Genomic DNA, 14,098 nt, shown 5'->3' with positions numbered 1-14,098 from the left:
CGCCGTGCTGACACTGAGCGGCTGCGGTGCCGTTGTGCCGACACCTCGACCGCCTCGCGAGAGGCCGGTAGTCCAACCTGAGGGCTATAGGGATCCTGCCGTGACGTTTCCTCCGGTGCCCGGTTGCCCCACCCCCGATCTCAGCCTGAATCCGGCTGGGCTGGCCGCGGGGACAAAACTCGCACTGAACCGGATCCGCCACTGGAACGGGCGGCTGGTGGTGGGCCTCAGCCAGACCACGCGCCTGTTCAGCAGCCGCAGCCTCGGCACCGGCGAACTCAGCGGTTTCGAGGTCGACATCGCGCGTCGGATAGCGAGTGAGTTGTTCGGTGAACCGCTGCTGTCCGATGATGCCCGCCTGCACTTGGTGGACATGCCCACCGGCGGCAGGCTGTACTCCCTCGACACAGCCGAGAACCAGAACGCACGCCTGCTGAGACCTGAGCTCTTGGAGATTCCGACCGTCGACCTGGTCATCTCCAACGTCAAGATCTCCTGCACACGCGCGTCCTCCTACGGGCTGCTGTTCTCGGCGCCCTACCTGAGCACCAACACCGGCCTGCTGGTGCGCGCGGGTGACCGGGAGGTGCGGTCTCCCGACGGCCTCGGTGGGCGCAAGGTCTGCTCCGGCACGGGAACCACCGACAGCAGCGAGATGATCGAGATCCGCGACCAGCAGAGCGGCTCGGGCAAGCCCGCCGTCATCCCGGTGTCCGTGGCCGACACCAGCGAGTGCCTGATGCTGCTGCAACGCGGCCTGGTCGACGCGATCTACAGTGACATCCTCGTCCTGGAGGGGTTCCGGCTCCAGGACCCCTCCACAGTCTTACTCCCCTACCGCTCCCCCGGCGCCAGCGAAGCGGGCATCGCCATGAGCGACAGAGACCCAGATCTTGTCCGATTCGTGAACGGTGTCCTGGACGAGATGCGCTCGGACGGCAGCCTCGCCGCCGCGTACGACAGGTGGTTCGCCACCGTCCCCGACCGGCTGCCGATCCCGGTTGCCAGGTACTCGGACTAGCGGCCTGCATGATGGACATGTGCCCCCAACGCCGCTGACCGCCGTCGCCGAACTGCCCGCCGACCCGTTGCTGCTCTGGAGCGCCCAGGGGATGCGGGCGGGGGTGCGGGCGTGGCGGGACGGGGACGCGGTGGTGGTGGCCTGCCCGGACCTGTTCCGGCGGCACCGGTTGGCGGTGCGCGGGGAGGGCGGGCGGGTGCTGGGGCTGGTGCGGCACGCGCTCGGGGTGGTGGGGCCCGAGTTCCGGCCGCTGGGGGACGCGGAGGTGGTCACGGCGGTGGTGGCCGAGTTCCCCGAGTACGCCCTGCTCGACCGGGGCTGGTGGATGGACACCAGCGGCCCCACCGGGATCCGCGGCGGCGCGCGCTGGCTGGACGACCGGGCGGTGCCGGAGGTGCGGGCGTTGATCGACACCGAGTACCCCGGCTCCTACGCCCGCCCCGGCGGCACCGGCATCCGCCGCTGGGCCGGGGTCCGCGACGACCACGGCACCCTCGTCGCGGCCGCGGCCGACGCCTGGTCCGCCCCCGAGGTCGGCTTCCTCGCGGGCCTCGTCACCGCCCCCAGCGCCCGCGGCCAGGGCCACGCCACCGCCGTCTGCGCCCTGGTCATCGACACCCTGGTCACCACAACCGGCCACGCCGCCCTCATGGTCGACTCCTGGAACGACCCCGCCATCACCCTCTACACCAAGCTGGGCCTCACCCCCCGCCCCATCGCCGCGGCCGCCCACCGGTCCTATGTGGACCACCCACTGCACTGACCCGAAGCGGAGGGGCTACAGGCAGGCGGCCTGGGGTACGGGGAGGGCCTGGCGGGCGTGGTGGCGGGCGGCGCCGGGGGCGGTGCCGAACTCGCGTTTGAAGGCCCGGCAGAAGGCGGCTTCCGAGGCGTAGCCGAAGCGGCGGGCGACGGCGTGCAGGGGTTCGTCCGACTCGCCCAGGTGCAGGCGGGCCAGGCCGAGGCGCCAGGAGGCCAGGTAGCGCATCACCGGTTCGCCGACCAGTTCGGTGAACCGGGCCGAGAACGCCGAGCGCGACATCCCCACCGACGCCGCGAGGGAACCCACCGTCCACGCCTGCTCGGGGGCCCGGTGCACGGCCAGCAGCGCGCGGCCGACGTGCTCGTCGCGCAAGGCGGCCAGCCAGCCGCGCCTGGCCTCGGACGCGGTGTCGAGCCAGGCCCGGATGGACTGGATCACCAGCACGTCGGCGAGCCTGGTCAGCACCGTCTCGCCGCCGGGTCGGGGCGCGGCGGCCTCGCGGGTGATCAGGTTGAGCGTGCTGTGCACCCAGTCGTCGTCGAGCGAGCGCAGGTGCAGCACCGGCGGCATCTGGGCGCGCAGCCGCTGCGCGGCGACGTGGTCGAAGCACATCACCGCGTAGGTGACCTGGCTCGGTTCGCCCCCGCCGCCGTAGGTCATGGTCTCGAAGCGGTCGCTGACCTTGGTCACGGCCAGGTCGAACAGCGGCTCCACCCCGGCGTCGGGCGCGCTGCGCAGCCGGTGCGCCGACCCGTGCGGCAGCAGCGTCAGGCTGCCCCGCGGCAGGCGCACCTGGTTGCCGCCCTCGACCTGGAGCCACGCCTCCCCCGCGGTCACGACCTGCAGGATCATGTACTCGTTGAGCTCCGGCACGTCCACGCCCCACGGCGCGGTCAACTCCGCGCGGCAATAGAGCGTGCCGGTCAGCCGCAGCAGGTGCAGCGCCTCGCCGAGCAGGTCCGTGTTGCCGGGGATGGCGCGGGTGGGGCTCTGCATGGCACCAGGATGCCGGGTGCATGTGCCGGGCGTCCAGCTTTCGTGGACGATCGGCACAGAAGGCCGGACTTGAAGTCATTGAACGTCCAGCCTGCCGCCCAGAGACTGGACGTACCTTCAAGTGCGAGGAGCACGCAGAATGTCCACTCTCGTCATCGGTTCCACCGGCAAGACCGGCCTCCGCGTCCTACGCGGCCTGCGGGACCGCGGCGTCACCGCGACCGGGGTCGCCCGCGGCACCACCCCCCGGTTCGACTGGACCGAGCCCGACACCTGGCAGCCCGCGCTCGCAGGCGCCCGGGCCGTCTACGTCACCTACGCCCCCGACCTCGCCGCCAAGAGCGCGCCCGCCGCGATCGAGCGGTTCGTCGAGCTCGCGACCGCCGAGGGCGTCGAGCGACTGGTTCTGCTGTCCGGGCGCGGGGAGCACAACGCGGGGGTGTGCGAGGAGATCGTCCGAGCGTCCACACTGGACACGACGATCGTGCGGGCCAGTTGGTTCGCGCAGAACTTCAGCGAGGGCGCGCTGGCCCCCTCGGTGCTCGACGGCGTGTTCGCGCTCCCCGCGGGGGACGTCCCCGAGCCGCTGGTCGACGTCGACGACATCGCCGACGTGGTGGTCGCCGCGCTCACCGGGGACGGGCACGCGGGCAAGGTCTACGAGGTCACCGGCCCCCGGCTGCTGACCTTCGCCGAGGTCGCCGCGGAGATCAGCGCCGCGTCCGGCCGCCAGGTCCAGTACGCGCCGGTGACCCTCGAGCAGTTCCACGCCGCCGTGACCGAGGCGGCGGGCCCGGAGTACGCCGAGGTCATCACCGCCCTGTGCGCCGAGGTCTTCGACGGCCGCAACGCCTCGGTCACCCACGGCGTCCGCGAGGCCCTCGGCCGTGAACCCCGCGACTTCAGCGAGTTCTGCGCCGCCGCGTTCGGCGACCGACCGTGATAGCCCGGATCACCCTGACCGTCGCGGGCCTCGCCGCGCTGGCGGTCGGTGCCGCGCAACTGCTCGCACCGGTGGGGTTCCACGAACTCAGCGGCCTGCCCGCCGTCACCGATCCCGGCTCTCTCAGCGAGGCCCGGGCGGTGGGCGCCGGGATCGTGGCGGCGGGCGCGGGGATCCTCGCAGGCGCGTTCCGGCCGGCGTTGACCAGGGTCTCGGCCGCGGTGGGTGCCGGGTTCTACCTGGCCTTCGGTCTGGGACGTCTGGTCGGCATCGCGGTGGACGGGGTGCCTCCGGGTGGGTTGGTGGGGGCGTTGGTGACGGAGATCGTGCTGGGGTTGGCCTGCGGGGTGGTGGTGGCGCGGTCTCCGGGGACGCGGTGATGTCGCAACGCCAAGTGGCCGGACCCCCGGGTGGGGGTCCGGCCGCTCAGGCTGGGAGGGCGCGCCCAGTTCAGAGGTGGAAGCGGCTGACCTGGCTCTGCAGCTCGGCCGACAGGCGGGACAGGTCGTCGAGGACCTCGGTGGTCTTGGTGACGGTCCCGGTGGTGTTGCCCGCGCTCTCCGCGACGCCACCGATGTTGGCGGCGATCTCGGAGACACCGGCGGAGGCCTCGCCGACGTTGCGGTTCATCTCCGTGGTGGTCGCGGTCTGCTCCTCCACCGCCGAGGCGATGGTCAGCTGGAAGTCGTTGATCCGACCGATGATCTCGGAGATCTCGTCGATGGCGTTCACCGCGTTGGCGGTGTCGGCCTGGATCATCTCGACGCGGCGGGAGATGTCCTCGGTGGCCTTGGCGGTCTCCTGGGCCAGGTCCTTGACCTCGTTGGCGACCACGGCGAAGCCCTTACCGGCGTCGCCTGCCCGGGCGGCCTCGATGGTGGCGTTGAGGGCGAGCAGGTTGGTCTGCTCCGCGATCGAGGTGATGACCTTGACGACGTTGCCGATCTCCATCGACGACTCGCCCAGCTTGGCGACGGTGCCGTTGGTGGCGGCGGCCACGGACACGGCCTGACCGGCGACACCGGCGGCCTCGTTGGCCGACTGCGCGATCTCCTTGATCGAGGCCGACATCTCGTCGGCGCCGGTGGCGACGGTCTGCACGTTGAGGGCGACCTGGTCCGCGGCGGCGGTGACGACACCGGCCTGGGCGGAGGTCTCCTCGGCGGAGGCGGTCACCTGGCTCGACATCTCGGCCATCTGCTGGGTGGAGGCCTTGAGCGAGCCGACACCGCGGGAGATGGTGCCGACGATGGCGCGGGTGCCGTCGGTGGCCTTGTTGAGCGCGGCGGCCATCCGGCCGACCTCGTCCTTCGAGCGGACCTCGACGCGCTGGGTGAGGTCACCGTCGGCGACGGCCTCGAGGGCGGCGGACAGGCCGCGCATCGGCTTGGTGATCGAGCGGGTGATCAGCACGCCGACGCCGAAGGAGATGACCAGGCCGACGCTGAGCAGCACGACGGCCAGGGTGATGCTGCGGTCGCGCTCGGCGCTGACCGACTCGATCTCGGTCAGGGTGCGCTTGCGCTCGGACTCCAGCATGCGGGCGGAGACCTCGTTGAACTTGACCAGCAGCGGCAGCGCCTCGGTGTTGAAGGCGTCGACACCGGACTTGGCGTCACCGCTCATCGCGGCGGGCATGACCTTCTCGCCGAGGACCTTGCCGAACGCGGCGCTCGCGGCGTTCCACTCGTCGATGAGGCCCTGGTCGAAGGTGCCGCGCTCCTGGTAGCTCTTGTACGCGGCGAACGACACGTCGATCTTGGCGTTGGCCTCGGCGAGGATCTTCTGCGCCTCGGCCGGGTTCCCGACCGCGGTGGCCAGCAGCATGTAGAGGGTGCCGCCCGAGCCTGCCGCGTTCAGCGTGTTGAGGTCGTTGAGCGCGGCGACGTTGTTGTCGATGCGCTTGGTCGCGTCCGCGGCGGAGTTCAGCGCGAACACGCCGACCAGGCCCACGGCGATGGTGACCAACGTGGAGAACACGACCACGGAGAGGATCTTGGCGCTGAGCGAGCGGTTGGCGAACACCCCACGCACGCCTCCTCGGCCCGCGACGGCGGGTTCTGCGGTGGTGGTCTGGGTCATGGTCCTAGGCGCCCTTCGTCGAGTCCTGCCGCGGACGCCGTGGGACGGGCGCGACGACCGCGCCGACCCTGGCCAACCCGCGTTGGGTCCAGCTTCAACGCCCCAACTCATCGACGCCCCCGGTGGTCAACTGACCAAATCAGGCCACTCGTTCGAGTGAGAGACCGGTCGCGCCCGGCGGGTCGCCTGATCAGGTCACAGCGGTTTCGGGTATCCGCCGCGCGTGCTGTGGTGAGGGGTGCGGGTCGCCAGGGCCCGCCGACGCCACCTCGGCGAGAGGAGCCCCCCATGCGCCACGAGTCCCCGATGACGATGGTGCTGCCCGAGCAGCAGGTCAGGGACCGGGTGCACCGGCTGGTGCCCGAGCTGTGGCACGCGCTGGGCGACCTGGTGCGGCACCGCTCGGTGGCGACCACCCCCGACCCGCCGCTGGCGGTCACCGCGGAGACGATCGCGGAGCTGTTCCGCGCGGCGGGCCTGAGCACGGCCACCGTGGAGACGATCACGCACGGCACGCGGAAGTCGGCGCCGATGGTGCTGGCCGACGAGGTCGCGCACGCCGGCGTCACCACTGTGCTGCTGTACGCGCACTACGACGTGCAGCCTGCCGACGAGTCCAAGTGGACGACCAAGCCGTTCGAGCCAACGGAGCGGATGGACGAGAACCACGACATGCGCCTCTATGGACGGGGTGCCGCCGACAACAAGTCCGGCGTGATGATGCACCTAGGCGCGATCAAGGCCCTCTATGGCGACCGGGGTGCGTTGCCGCTCAATATCAAGCTCGTCATCGAGGGCGAGGAGGAGAGCGGCACCAGCGTGCTGGAGTCCTACCTCGCCGATAACCCTGACGACCCGCGGTTCAAAGCGGACCTGGTCATCGTCGCCGACACGGGGAACATCGAGCGCGGGGCGCCGACGCTGACCGAGACCCTGCGCGGCATCGTCGCCGCGGACGTGACGGTCGAGACGATGGCCGGGAAGGTGCACAGCGGCACGTACGGCGGCCCGGTGCCGGACGCGTTCATGGCGCTGGTGCAGATCCTGGCCACGCTGCAGGACCGCAAGACCGGCGACGTGGCCATCGAGGGCCTCAGCCAGTACGACCACGCCTGGCCCACGGTGCCCGAGGCCGACTACCGCCGCGACGCCGGGGTGCTGCCGATGACCAGCCTGATCGGCAGCGGCACCATCGCCAAGCTGCTCTACGGCAAGCCGTCGGTGACGGTGACCGGGTTGAGCGGGTTGCCGCTGGTCAGCGGCGCGGCGAACGTGCTGTGCGCGAAGGCCAAGGCCAGGGTGAGCCTGCGGCTGGCGCCCAACCAGGACCCGGACGAGGCGTACGCGGCGATGGCGGCGCACATCACGGCGGCGGCGCCGTGGGGGCTGAAGCCGGTGGTGAAGCAGGTCGCGTCGGGCGCCGGGTTCATCGCGTCGGCCGGGGAGCACCAGCGGGAGATCGAGCGGGCGCTGATGGAGGCCTACCACGCGTCGTCGGTGGCCAGGGCCGGGCAGGGCGGGTCGATCCCGCTGGTCAACGCGCTGCGGGCGGCGAACCCGGAGGCGGACATGGTGCTGTGGGGCTGCGAGGAGCCGAGCAGCCACGCGCACGGCGCCGACGAGAGCGTCAGCCAGTCCGAACTGGAGCACATGACGCTGGCCGAGGCGCTGCTGCTGCGGTCGGTGATGAGCCCGATCCCGATCCAGGCTAGCTGAGCAGCGCGGCGAACATCGGCCCGAAAGCGCCGCCGAGCTGGAAGAACAGCGAGTAGAGGCCCACCGCGACCGGGCGGTGGGCCGCGCTGAGCCGCTCGGTGCCGGTGATCATCAGGACGGCCTGGGCGGACACCATGGCCAGCACGGCGACGCCGAGGCCGAGCACGGGCAGCAGCGGGTCGGCGCCGACCAGGAGCCCCAGCACCTGCGCGGCGGCGGCCAGCACGACCATGCCCACGACGACGCGCTGCCGCCCGAAGCGGTCCGAGTTGGACGCGAAGACCAACGACAGGAACGACCCGGCGAGCAGGAGCACCAGCTGGGCGAGTCCGATGTGGCCGGAGTCCCAGCCCGCCACACGCAGCAGCGCGGGGACGCGGTAGAGCAGGAAGAAGTAGCCGGTAGCGAGTGCGAGGATGAGTCCGCACGCCAGCAGGTAGGGCCTAGAACGCACTAGGGCGATGGGGACGAATCCCTCTGGGCGAGCCCGGACCCACAGCACCAGCGGCACAACGGCGGCTATGGCGACCACGGCCGCGACGGAGAACCTCGTGCTTAGCACTAGAGCCAGCACGAGAGCGATGAACAACCCTGCCCCGGTCACGTCGAACCGCGTGGCCCCCGGCGCCGCGTCCGGCAGCCTCGACGCCAACGCCGGGACCGTCAGCAGCGTGACCGCGCCCAGCCCCAACGCGACGTGCCACGACGTCGCGGAGGTCACCGCCAGCCCGACGATCGGCCCGAGCGCGCCCCCGACGCCCGCCCCGGCCGTCACCAACCCCGCCCGCCCGGCCGTCCCCGCCGCGTTGATGGCGACGACCATCATCCCGCTGCCCCCGAACGCCTGCACCGCCCGCCCCGCCACCACCACCCCGAACGACGGCGCGGCCACCAGCAAGATCGTCCCCGCCAGCACGAAAGCCGCGCTGACCAGCAGCGCCACCCGCGCCCCCCGCCCCCGGATCAGGTGCCCAGCCAACGGCGTCCCCACCGCCAGCCCCAACCCGAACGCCGTCACCACCCAAGCGGTCGTCGCGCCCGAGGTCCCCAGGTCCTCCCCCATCACCCCCAACACCAACCCCGGCGAGTTGTTCGCCATGGCCACCGGCGCCGACAACAACGGCAACCACAACGCCCCCACCGGCCGCGCCCGCACCACCGTGGCCGTCATCGGTCTCCATTCCCAGCGCCCGCACCCCTTGGTGCCAACACCGGGAATCGGCCGCCCACTCCCGCCGCCCCACCCCTAACCCTGTGACCTCACCCACCGTCCACCTAGGTCTGTTGGGCCACCGGGCCCGCGCGGCCCGGTGGCCCTGCCGAGGTCAGACCAGGTCGTCCTTCGCGGCCAGGATGGTGGCCCGCGGGATGACGACCAACCGCTCGTCGGACCCGACGCTGACGCCCTCGGGCAGCCGCGCCGCGTAGTGCTCGGTCAGATCCCGGCCGATGACCACCACGTCACCGTTGTCCAGCTCCCAGACCTCCGGGCAGGACGGGTTGTTGTCCGACAGCCCGAGCTCCGCCGCCGTCTTGCCCAACCGCCTGCCGAACCCCGCCTCGCGATCCGCTTCCCACCGCTGTGCCATCGCCGCCGCTCCCGTCACTCGATGATCAGTTCCGCCTCGACCGTACGGCGCCGGGAGAGCCGCGGGAACCGGCCGGAGGACGGCGACGCGCACCGGACGCGAGACGTCCGGTGCGCGTCGCCGAGCGGGTCACGGGCTAGCTGGAGGCGCGCAGGACCAGACCCTTGTCGCCGTTGGTGAGGGTGAGGGATTGGGCTTCGATGGTGTAGGTGGTGGCTGGGCCGAGGGCGGCGATGATGGCGTTCTCGACCTCGGAGGAGCCGTCGGCGCAGGCCATCTTGGTCAGGAGCGGGGGGTCGAACTTGAGGGTGTTGCCCTGGACCGTGTAGTTGGCGGTGCCCGAGTTGCAGCCGGTCTCGATGGCGACGGTGTTGGCGGTGAAGGTGAGCGACGCCGTCGAGGTGTTGGGGGTCGAGGTGGCGGTCTCCGCGGCCAGGAGGGACTCGACGGTCCACTTGGGGCCTGCGAGGTCGGCCTTCTTGGGCACTGCCAACGCCAGCTCCGTCTCCGCCGACCTGAGGGTCAGCTTGTCGCCGTCGAGGCGCCAGGTGGGCTTGGCCTGCAGGAAGGCGGCCAGCCACTTGTCCTGGTCGTGCAGCGGGGCGTCGCAGGCCATCTCGGTGATGCTCAGCTCGCCCGGTTGCAGTGTGCCACCGGAGAAGGACACCGTTCCCCCGATGGAGTTACAGCCCGCGGTCGCGGTCAGCCGGTTGTCCTCGAAGGAGAGACTCACGGTGGAACCGGGGACCAGCGCGTGCGGGGTGCCCTTGTCCGTCGCGGAGTTCGCGGTGAACGTCTTGCCCGCGGGGGTCGGCCCGTCGGCGGGCGGGGGCGCCTGGTCGGCCGGGGTCGTCCCGCCCTGGGCGCATCCCGCGAGGGCGAGCAGGGCGACCAGCGTCGGTGTCAGCAGTCGTGTGCGCATGTCCTCTGGACGGAACGCGGCGCCACCCGGGTTGTCCGGATCGCGCTGATTCACGATCCCAGTTGCCGGCACGTCAAAATCGGACGACTCCAGCGCGTGACCGTGGTTAGTCTGCGGCGATGCTTAACACACACCCTGGGCCTCTTACGCCCGCCGACGTCGATGACGCTGTTCGGTTCGCTATCTCGGTCTTCGGCAAGGTGCCCGCTGAGCAGTGGGACAACCAGGCCGGGTCCTTGGAGTGGACGTGCTGGGAGACCGTCGAGCACATCGCGGACTGCCTCTTCTACTACGCGGGCCAGCTGGCCACGCGGGTTCCTCCGACGACCGCGGTCGCCTTCGACTGGGCGCCGAGGCGCGAAGGTGGCCCTGCCAACATCATCTTCGCCGAACGAGCCGCGGGCACCGATGGGTTGATGCAGGTCCTAGAGGCGTGCGGGACCCTCTTGTCCTCGATCACCACGACCGCGAACCCGACCGCGTTGGCGCACCACACCTACGGCGAGTCGGACGCCGAGGGGTTCGCCGGGATGGGGGTCGTGGAGACGATCGTGCACGGCTCCGACATCGCCGAGGGCCTGGGGCTGGCCTGGAACCCGCCGGACGACCTATGCGACCGGGTGCTGGCGCGGCTGTTCCGCTACGCGCCGGACGAGGTGGGCGGGTGGCGGGCGCTGCAGTGGTGCACCGGCCGGATCGAGCTGCCGGGACGGCCGAGGCTCACCGCGTGGAAATGGAACGGAAACCCGCTCTGACCTGCCGATCCACCGAATCGCGGCATCCGTAGGTCCCTCCCGGGTCGGGACCTCCCGCTCTGGGGCGGGCACCCCGCCGTGCCGAAGGCTGGAGTCCTGCCGACGGTGAGGACGGGACGCGATGACAGCTGGGCGGACGGGTTTCCCGGACCGGGACACGGTGCTGACGGCGGTGCGGCTGGCGTGCTGCGCGCCGTCGGTGCACAACACGCAGCCGTGGCGGTGGCGGATCGGGCGCTCGTCGATCCACCTGTTCGCCGACCCCGAGCGCCGGTTGCCCGCCACCGACCCCGATGGCCGTGACCTGGTCATCAGCTGCGGCGCCGCGTTGCACCACCTGGTCGTGGCGCTGGCGGGATTCGGGTGGTCCGCGCGGGTCCACCGGCTGCCCAGTCCCGGTGCCTCTGAGCACTTGGCGGCGGTCGAGGTAGTGCCGACTGTGCCTGGTCAGGCTGACCTAGTACTGGCCGCGGCGATCACTCAGCGTCGTAGTGACCGTCGAGCGTATGCGCCGCAGGAAGTCAGTGAGCCCTACCTTGCGCAGTTGGCGGAGGCGGCGGGGAGCGTCAGCGTGAAAGCATTACGGCCGTCAGACCTTGCGGCTTACGTCGCGGAAGCCAACGCGACGCAACTGGCCGATAGCGCCTACCTGAGCGAGTTGGCGCTGTGGACTGGCCGATTCGCCTCTCCTGACGGTGTTCCAGCCGCGAACAGTCCTACCGAGACGCGTTTCGGCGACCTCATCACGCGACGCTTCACCGTCCCCCGGCTGGCGCAGACGTCGCCCAGCGGTGGTGCTGGAACGCTTCTAGTGCTGGGAACCCCATGTGACGACCGACTGTCCTGGCTCCAAACCGGCGAGGCAACGTCAGCGGTGACTCTTACCGCAACCTCGCTGCGACTTGTGTCGTGCCCGGTAAGCCAACCGATCGAAGTACGCCACACCCGCGGCCTACTCCAACGCCAAATCCTCGGCGGCAAACAAGCCCCCCACCTAATCCTGCGCGTCGGCCTCCCTACCCCAGGCAACACCCCAGTCCCCAGAACCCCACGCCGCCCCCTATCGGACGTCGTCGACTGGTAGACGCAAGTGTGCCCGGCCAGGTCATCCCGGCCGGGCACACCGCATCACCCGCTAAGACCTCTTAGACACGAACAACGGCCACCGGGCAGGCTGAGTGCCTCACCAACACCTGACTCGTCGACCCGAGCACCAGCCCCGCGAACCCACCTCGCCCCCGCGACCCGACCACGACCAGATCAGCCTCGGCGGAACGGTCCAGCAGCGCGCGAGCAGGCCGATCCCGAACCACCACCGCCTCGACCTCGACCTCGGCAAACTTGGCCCGCCACGGCGCCAACCGCTCGGCGACCAGGGCATCGGCGGCCTCGGCCACCAGCGTCCAGTCAAGAGCAGCGAACCCGACAGCGTCCGCGATCCCGCTCCCCCACGTGTGCACTACGACCACCGTCTCGCCCGTTGTGCCCGCGCGCCCGTAGGCAAACCCCAACGCGGCGTCGTCGGTATACCCACCGTCGATCCCTACCAGGATCCGCCCGTGCGGCCCGTTGTCCTCACCTCGCACGACGACGGTAGGGCAATGCCCATGCGCCACTAACGCGACCGCGGTCGACCCCAGGAGTAGCCCGGAGAACCCACCGAGCCCCCGCGACCCCAACACCAGAACGGCGGCGTCCTCGCTCGCCACCCGCAAACACCCGACAACGTCCCCCTCCAGCGCGCTCACCCGCACCTCGACCCCCGGCGCGACCTCCGCGGCGACCGCGGCGGCCTCGTCGAGATTCGCCACCGCCTGCGCGCGCAGTCCATCGCGGAGATCGTGCTGGACGACGAGCGCCTCGGGATAGCCTGCCAGCGGCCACGGATACACCGAGACCACTCTCAACGACGTCCCACGACGTGCGGCCTCCCCAGCGGCCCACCGCAACGCGGCCAGGGCGGACTGGGAGCCGTCGACCGCGGCCAGCACGGGAAGGGGGGTGCTCATGGTCGGCATCTCCTGTTCACGGTGGACTACGGCACCCACGCTATGGACGGGGGCAGCACAGCGCCGCCACCTGAGGTCCTTCGGTGACCGGGACCTTCGGTGCGGGACAAGAGGCCATCGGACCCAATTATATCCTCTAAGGACATTGCGCAACCCACTAGACTTGTTGTTGGAGGTGGGAAGCGATGCGTGTTCTGCTGGCAGCACTCCTACTCGTGGGCAGCACCATCAGTGGCACCGGCCAGGCAGCTGCAACTCCCGCAGTTGGCCCTACCGCGGGTCTGCCGTATGTCGCGGTGATCTGGCCGGTGACGGAGAAGCGGCTGGGTAAGAGTTGGCGTCCGGGGTGCCCGGTGGGGCCGGAAGGGTTGCGACTGATCACTCTTACCGTCATCGGGTTCGATGGGCGGGTGCACCTGGGTGAACTGGTTGTGGCCAAGGAAGTCGCCAGCGAGGTGGCGAAGGTGTTCGGTGAGCTCTACCGCGCCAGGTATCCCATAGAGCGGTTGGTGACGGTGGAGAAGTACGACGCTGATGACGACAAGTCGATGGCCGCGAACAACACGTCGGCGTTCAACTGCCGCCCCATCACCGGCGGCACGGAGTGGTCGAATCACTCTTATGGCAGGGCGATCGACATCAACCCTGTCCTCAACCCTTACATCTCCGGCTCCGGGACCGTCTACCCGCCCAACGGCGCCCCTTATGTCGACCGGACCCGCACCGACCCCGGCCTGATCCACGCAGGTGACGCCACCGTGCGCGCCTTCGAACGGCGTGGCTGGGACTGGGGCGGCTACTGGACGACGCCCATCGACTACCAGCATTTCGAGAAGCCCGCGGCGCCCTAGGGCTTCGGGGGTAAGACCACCCGGACGCCGAAGCCGTCGAGGTCGACGGTGGTTCGGGGTGGGGCGCCGTCGTCCGAGTCGTCGCGGAGCATGAGTTCGGTCTTGCGGTATTCCACCTCGTCGCGCTTGGCTCCGGAGAAGGCGGCGCCGAGTTCGTCGAAACCGGCGGCGGAGATGGGGGTGCCGGTGCGGGAGCGGCGCCAGGGAAGCCGGCTCCGCTCGTGCGCCCAGAGGCCGAACCGCTCCAGGGCGGCCAGGACGACCAGCAGCACGACGACACCCGGGAGGCTCATCGCCCACAACTAGCCCATGCCGTCCCAACGCCCCGGGGCCCGGGGTGGTTCCCGACAAATCCGGTAATTGGCATCGCCCACGCCGCGGCCCACGAGCCTTGTCCGGCGCCACGCGGACCCACCATGCTGGTCGGACCCTCGGGCGGGCGTACGGAGCG

At 70.8% G+C, this 14,098-nt stretch carries 15 protein-coding genes; 8 read left to right on the top strand and 7 right to left on the bottom strand.

Annotated elements, in window-relative coordinates; all coding sequences use genetic code 11:
• The first annotated feature begins 100 nt into the window (after window positions 1–100).
• On the top strand, window positions 101–1,021 hold the full coding sequence (locus BMY07_RS02595; protein ID WP_177215393.1) for a transporter substrate-binding domain-containing protein: 921 nt from the start codon (window positions 101–103) through the stop codon (window positions 1,019–1,021).
• Window positions 1,022–1,040: 19 nt separating this feature from the next.
• Complete coding sequence (locus BMY07_RS02590; protein ID WP_092774745.1) at window positions 1,041–1,784, top strand: GNAT family N-acetyltransferase; 744 nt, start codon at window positions 1,041–1,043, stop codon at window positions 1,782–1,784.
• A 15-nt stretch (window positions 1,785–1,799) separates the two neighbouring features.
• Here BMY07_RS02590 and BMY07_RS02585 read toward each other — a convergent pair whose 3' ends face one another.
• The gene (locus BMY07_RS02585) at window positions 1,800–2,780 is read right to left on the bottom strand and encodes an AraC family transcriptional regulator (protein WP_092774744.1); all 981 of its coding nucleotides are present in this window, start codon (window positions 2,778–2,780) and stop codon (window positions 1,800–1,802) included.
• A 139-nt stretch (window positions 2,781–2,919) separates the two neighbouring features.
• Here BMY07_RS02585 and BMY07_RS02580 point away from each other — a divergent pair, with 139 nt between their 5' ends.
• Complete coding sequence (locus tag BMY07_RS02580) at window positions 2,920–3,723, top strand: NAD(P)H-binding protein (protein ID WP_092774743.1); 804 nt, start codon at window positions 2,920–2,922, stop codon at window positions 3,721–3,723.
• The gene (locus BMY07_RS02575; protein WP_177215392.1) at window positions 3,720–4,103 is read left to right on the top strand and encodes a DUF4345 family protein; all 384 of its coding nucleotides are present in this window, start codon (window positions 3,720–3,722) and stop codon (window positions 4,101–4,103) included. The genes BMY07_RS02580 and BMY07_RS02575 overlap by 4 nt, the downstream gene beginning before the upstream one ends.
• A gap of 70 nt (window positions 4,104–4,173) precedes the next feature.
• On the opposite strand, the gene BMY07_RS02570 is transcribed toward BMY07_RS02575, so the two are convergent.
• Window positions 4,174–5,757, bottom strand: a complete 1,584-nt coding sequence (locus tag BMY07_RS02570; protein ID WP_245782149.1) for a methyl-accepting chemotaxis protein — start codon at window positions 5,755–5,757, stop codon at window positions 4,174–4,176.
• Window positions 5,758–6,093: 336 nt separating this feature from the next.
• Here BMY07_RS02570 and BMY07_RS02565 point away from each other — a divergent pair, with 336 nt between their 5' ends.
• Window positions 6,094–7,521 carry a M20/M25/M40 family metallo-hydrolase gene (locus BMY07_RS02565; protein ID WP_092774740.1) on the top strand — a complete coding sequence of 476 codons (1,428 nt, stop codon included), beginning with the start codon at window positions 6,094–6,096 and terminating at the stop codon, window positions 7,519–7,521.
• On the opposite strand, the gene BMY07_RS02560 is transcribed toward BMY07_RS02565, so the two are convergent.
• From BMY07_RS02560 to BMY07_RS02550, 3 genes are all read right to left on the bottom strand, one after another.
• Window positions 7,514–8,692 carry an MFS transporter gene (locus BMY07_RS02560; RefSeq protein ID WP_092774739.1) on the bottom strand — a complete coding sequence of 393 codons (1,179 nt, stop codon included), beginning with the start codon at window positions 8,690–8,692 and terminating at the stop codon, window positions 7,514–7,516. The two genes, BMY07_RS02565 and BMY07_RS02560, sit on opposite strands and share 8 nt — an antisense overlap.
• A gap of 154 nt (window positions 8,693–8,846) precedes the next feature.
• Entirely contained in the window at window positions 8,847–9,110 is a 264-nt protein-coding gene (locus tag BMY07_RS02555; RefSeq protein ID WP_092774738.1) for a hypothetical protein, read from the bottom strand.
• Between the two features lie 136 nt (window positions 9,111–9,246).
• Window positions 9,247–10,032, bottom strand: a complete 786-nt coding sequence (locus tag BMY07_RS02550) for an META domain-containing protein (RefSeq protein ID WP_092774737.1) — start codon at window positions 10,030–10,032, stop codon at window positions 9,247–9,249.
• Between the two features lie 119 nt (window positions 10,033–10,151).
• Between BMY07_RS02550 and BMY07_RS02545 the strand changes: the two genes are divergently transcribed.
• Together BMY07_RS02545 and BMY07_RS02540 are read left to right on the top strand one after the other, a co-directional pair.
• Entirely contained in the window at window positions 10,152–10,787 is a 636-nt protein-coding gene (locus tag BMY07_RS02545) for a DinB family protein (RefSeq protein WP_092774736.1), read from the top strand.
• 121 nt (window positions 10,788–10,908) lie between these two features.
• A complete protein-coding gene (locus tag BMY07_RS02540; protein WP_092774735.1) occupies window positions 10,909–11,871 on the top strand; it encodes an Acg family FMN-binding oxidoreductase in 963 nt (320 codons plus the stop codon).
• Between the two features lie 61 nt (window positions 11,872–11,932).
• Here the strand turns inward: BMY07_RS02540 and BMY07_RS02535 are convergent, their stop codons facing one another.
• A complete protein-coding gene (locus BMY07_RS02535; RefSeq protein ID WP_092774952.1) occupies window positions 11,933–12,796 on the bottom strand; it encodes a universal stress protein in 864 nt (287 codons plus the stop codon).
• Window positions 12,797–12,981: 185 nt separating this feature from the next.
• Here BMY07_RS02535 and BMY07_RS02530 point away from each other — a divergent pair, with 185 nt between their 5' ends.
• A complete protein-coding gene (locus tag BMY07_RS02530) occupies window positions 12,982–13,647 on the top strand; it encodes a M15 family metallopeptidase (protein WP_092774734.1) in 666 nt (221 codons plus the stop codon).
• On the opposite strand, the gene BMY07_RS02525 is transcribed toward BMY07_RS02530, so the two are convergent.
• On the bottom strand, window positions 13,644–13,940 hold the full coding sequence (locus BMY07_RS02525; protein WP_092774733.1) for a DUF6191 domain-containing protein: 297 nt from the start codon (window positions 13,938–13,940) through the stop codon (window positions 13,644–13,646). The genes BMY07_RS02530 and BMY07_RS02525 overlap by 4 nt on opposite strands.
• Window positions 13,941–14,098: the final 158 nt, after the last annotated feature.

Origin of the sequence: Actinokineospora terrae, from assembly GCF_900111175.1 — a bacterium.
In the GTDB taxonomy this organism is placed as follows: Bacteria; Actinomycetota; Actinomycetes; order Mycobacteriales; family Pseudonocardiaceae; genus Actinokineospora; species Actinokineospora terrae.
The sequence above is the reverse complement of the archived record's forward strand: the minus strand, read 5'-3'. Positions and strand labels throughout refer to the sequence as shown.

Coding starts and splice junctions, on each gene's coding strand:
- BMY07_RS02585 (WP_092774744.1), bottom strand. CDS start 2,780: ATGCAGAGCCCCACCCGCGCCATCCCCGGCAACACGGACCTGCTCGGC.
- BMY07_RS02580 (WP_092774743.1), top strand. CDS start 2,920: ATGTCCACTCTCGTCATCGGTTCCACCGGCAAGACCGGCCTCCGCGTC.
- BMY07_RS02565 (WP_092774740.1), top strand. CDS start 6,094: ATGCGCCACGAGTCCCCGATGACGATGGTGCTGCCCGAGCAGCAGGTC.
- BMY07_RS02560 (WP_092774739.1), bottom strand. CDS start 8,692: ATGACGGCCACGGTGGTGCGGGCGCGGCCGGTGGGGGCGTTGTGGTTG.
- BMY07_RS02555 (WP_092774738.1), bottom strand. CDS start 9,110: ATGGCACAGCGGTGGGAAGCGGATCGCGAGGCGGGGTTCGGCAGGCGG.
- BMY07_RS02550 (WP_092774737.1), bottom strand. CDS start 10,032: ATGCGCACACGACTGCTGACACCGACGCTGGTCGCCCTGCTCGCCCTC.
- BMY07_RS02545 (WP_092774736.1), top strand. CDS start 10,152: ATGCTTAACACACACCCTGGGCCTCTTACGCCCGCCGACGTCGATGAC.
- BMY07_RS02540 (WP_092774735.1), top strand. CDS start 10,909: ATGACAGCTGGGCGGACGGGTTTCCCGGACCGGGACACGGTGCTGACG.
- BMY07_RS02535 (WP_092774952.1), bottom strand. CDS start 12,796: ATGAGCACCCCCCTTCCCGTGCTGGCCGCGGTCGACGGCTCCCAGTCC.
- BMY07_RS02530 (WP_092774734.1), top strand. CDS start 12,982: ATGCGTGTTCTGCTGGCAGCACTCCTACTCGTGGGCAGCACCATCAGT.
- BMY07_RS02525 (WP_092774733.1), bottom strand. CDS start 13,940: ATGAGCCTCCCGGGTGTCGTCGTGCTGCTGGTCGTCCTGGCCGCCCTG.